This window comes from Vibrio sp. 10N.222.48.A3 (assembly GCF_041475345.1).
GTDB classification, from domain to species: Bacteria; Pseudomonadota; Gammaproteobacteria; order Enterobacterales; family Vibrionaceae; genus Vibrio; species Vibrio tasmaniensis_A.
In genome coordinates this window covers 1-3,681 of sequence record NZ_JBFRVX010000763.1, presented here as the reverse complement: position 1 = coordinate 3,681, position 3,681 = coordinate 1, and the positions used below count along the sequence as shown (strand labels likewise).

The following is a 3,681-nucleotide window of genomic DNA, read 5'->3' as shown; positions in this document are numbered from 1 at the left end:
ATCGCTTGTTCATCAAGGAAATCCAAAGCATCACCCAACGTGTAACCTTCCATTAGGTTCGCTTTGATGGTCACCGATTTCTGCTTGTTGTAGTGCGACAAACGAATCGAAGACGCTACTTCTTCAATATGCGTTAGAGTATCGAGTGTCACCAATTCACCAGACTGAGTTCGCATGTAGATTTGGCTTAAGTCATTGGCATTGTTAAAACTGTTTTCATCGCCACGCAGGTAAACGTCGTACTCTTCACCACGTTCAACGAACGTCGTTTCACTCTTACCGCCCAGCATGATTTCTAACGTATCTGAAATATCCGAAACACTCACACCTAGCTCGGCTGCACGTTGCTTATCTACGGTTACCAACAGCTCTGGTGTTTTCTCAGAGTAATCGATGTCCGCACCTTCCATCATTGGAGAATCTTCAGCGGCTTGCTTTAACAGTTCGCCCCATTTCTGAAGCTCAGAGTAATCAGAGCCACCAAGTACAAATTGCACAGGCTCACTCGAACCACCACGGAAGCCTGGCATGAACGGGAACACACGCACATCAGGAATACCCGCTAAAGACTTACGCACCTCACCCAAGGCTTGTTGTGCTGTCTCTTCACGTTCGTCCCAATCTTCCAGGATCATGATAACGAAGCCCGTTTGGTCGCCCGCATTACCACCAAATGCTGGCGATTGAATGCTGAATGACTTTAAGAATCCTTGACCAAGCAGCGGCATTAGGCGTTCTTCAACGATGTCCATGTTGGCAGACATACGGTTGTAACTAGTTGCGTCGGCACCACGAACAAACGCAAAAATAACACCACGGTCTTCTTGTGGCGTCAGTTGCGACGGCACTTTTTGCATCAAACCATAACTACCGCCCATACAAGCAATAATGATGATTGGAGCTGCCCAACGCCAGTTTAGAGCACGGCGCAATACCGATTTGTATCCAGCTTCTAACTTACCAAACACACGTTCAACAAATTGATTGAAGCGATTAGGTTTCACGTTCGCTTTTAAAATCTTGCTGCCCAGAACCGGCGTCAAGGTTAATGCTATGACAGATGAGAAGATCACCGACATCGCCAACAATACCGAGAACTCAGTAAACAGAAGACCTACCATACCGTCCATAAACGAGATTGGTAGGAACACCATGACCAGTACTAGCGTGGTTGCGATTACCGCAAAGCCTACTTCACGTGTCCCTTTATAAGCCGCAAGCAATGGTGATTCACCACGTTCAATGTGGTGGAAAATATTCTCAACCACCACAATCGCATCATCGACCACCAAACCGATAGACAGGATAAGTGCCATCAAGGTGATGAGGTTGATAGAGAAGCCAAAGTAGTACGCCGCAATAAACGACGAGATTAGCGATACAGGAACGGTCACGGCTGGAATCAGCGTTGCACGCGCTTGGCCAATGAAGACGTAAAGCACGAGGATAACCAAACCACCCGTAATAAAGAGTGTGCTGTAAACCTCTGAGATCGAACGGTCGATAAAGACCGTGGAGTCATAATCAATCGCCAAGCGAGTTCCGTCAGGCAAGAACTTTTGAATCGCTTCGACTTCTTTATGGACTAAGTCAGCCACCTCAAGTGGGTTGGCATCAGACTGAGGCACAATGCCCATACTGACGTTAACAACGCCGTCACTCTTAAAGGTCGAGTTCTCGTTTTCTGCGCCAATGTAAACATCAGCTACATCTTTCAAGTAGATAGGTGTGTTATCAGAGGCACGTTTCACCACTAAGTATTCGAAATCTTTGGCTTCAGTATATGAACGAGCAGTACGAACCGACATCACAATCGCATCGTTACGCACTTCGCCACCCGGGCTTTCAATGTTCTCGTTACGTAGGGCTTGTGTAATATCAGAGGCGGTAACACCACGACCCGCCATTAACGCAGGTTTCAGCTTCACGTACATGACTTTGTACAAACCGCCAGAAATATCCACCGAGCTCACACCAGAGATCAAACTAAAGCGGTCAATCAACACACGTTCGGTGTAATCGGTTAACTGCGTTCGATCCATCTCAGTTGAGCTTAAATTGATGTAAACCGACGCTTCACCACTACCATTGTTCTTATAAACAATCGGGTCATCGGCTTCATCTGGCAACGAACGCTGAGCACGCGCTACCGCATCACGCACATCACTGACACCGGTATTGAGGTCATAACCAAGTTCAAAGGTGATGGTGATTCGTGACGATCCGTTTCGTGTCGTAGATTCGATTTCATCGATACCACTGATGCCGGATAACTGATCTTCAAGGTTGGAGGTAATTTGGCTTTCAATGATGGTGGCAGATGCACCTTCATAACGAGTACTGATCGATACCACCGGGCTTTCAATATCGGGCATTTCACGAACTGCGAGCTTATTGAAAGAGACAATACCAAACACAACCAAAAGCAGGCTCAATACAACAGCCGCTACTGGTCTCTTCACAGAAACATCAGATAACAACATTAGTTAGCACCTTCTTGTGCTGCTGTATTTCCATCAAGTTTAGCAGGGCGATTGACGGCAAGCTCTTGAACCAAAACACCGTCACGCATGTTCACGATACCTTGCACTACGATCTTCTGACCAATCTCGATGCCTTTTTCGATCACGACTTCGTTATCAAGACGAGCCCCGAGGAATACTTCGGTACGAGTCGCTTTGTTATCTTCGCCAATAACATAAACGAAACGCTTAGTGCCTGAATACTCAAGCGCTTGAACTGGAATTATTGGGGCTTCTACTGGTGGGAAGTCCATATCAGCCGCCACTAACATGCCCGGTTTTAGGTAATCATTGTTGTTATCGAAGTGGATTCGAACTCGAAGGTTCAAAGTTTCGGCGTTAATGCGAGAATCAATACCCACCACAGTACCCGTGAACTGAGTATCGCCCCACGCACTGGTGCGAGCCGTTACTGTCATACCTTTAGACAGTTTAGAAAGGTAGCGCTCTGGAATCTGAAGATCTAACTGCATCACAGACAAGTCATCTAACGTCACGAGCTCTGTACCCGATGTCACCATTTTGCCGCGGCTAAAGTCTATAAAACCGACCGTACCAGAGAAAGGTGCACTGATATGTAGATCTTTCAGGTTAGCGTTAGCGGCAGCTAGGCGAGCATTAGCGATCTCTACGTTAGTTTTCTGAGCGTCAATTTCAGTTTGAGTGATCGCGTTACGTTTCACTAGTCGTTGAAATTCCGCAAGCTTACGCTTTTCATCTTTTAAATATGCTTGTGCTTCTGCAACTGCTGCTTTTGCTTTGTCGTCATCGAGTTGAACCAACATCTGCCCTTTGGTGACATCTTGATTGGCTTTGATGTTAATAGAGTTCACTCTGCCAGCCACTTCAGAAGTGATCATTACAGATTGCTCGGCTTCCAACTTACCGACCAAAGAAAGAGACTGGCTAACTTTGTGAATATCAACTTGCTCGGTAACAACAGTGACCGTGCTAGGGCCCATACGTTTAGCTAGTGCGGCTGGAGACGCCATAATGATAGACAAGCTAAGCAGGGTTAAAACAGTTTTATGCTTCATAATAATGGTCTGCAAGTAAGGTTTATACCAATCACAGTAGGTAAGTGGTCAGAAATAGCGCAGGGAAAAGACTTGAGAACAAGGCAGCTCTTTTCAACAGATAGTTTCGATAAGTAGTTATT

At 46.2% G+C, this 3,681-nt stretch carries 2 protein-coding genes; both read right to left on the bottom strand.

Going from position 1 to position 3,681, the window contains the following annotated elements:
* The coding region (locus tag AB4653_RS19525; protein ID WP_372105061.1) for an efflux RND transporter permease subunit at positions 1-2,483 on the bottom strand (2,483 nt) is incomplete at its 3' end.
* Positions 2,483-3,559 (bottom strand): efflux RND transporter periplasmic adaptor subunit, encoded by a 1,077-nt coding sequence (locus tag AB4653_RS19520; protein WP_133151965.1) that lies wholly within the window; start codon positions 3,557-3,559, stop codon positions 2,483-2,485. The genes AB4653_RS19520 and AB4653_RS19525, both read right to left, overlap by 1 nt.
* Positions 3,560-3,681 lie beyond the last annotated feature (122 nt).

Coding starts and splice junctions, on each gene's coding strand:
- AB4653_RS19520 (WP_133151965.1), bottom strand. CDS start 3,559: ATGAAGCATAAAACTGTTTTAACCCTGCTTAGCTTGTCTATCATTATG.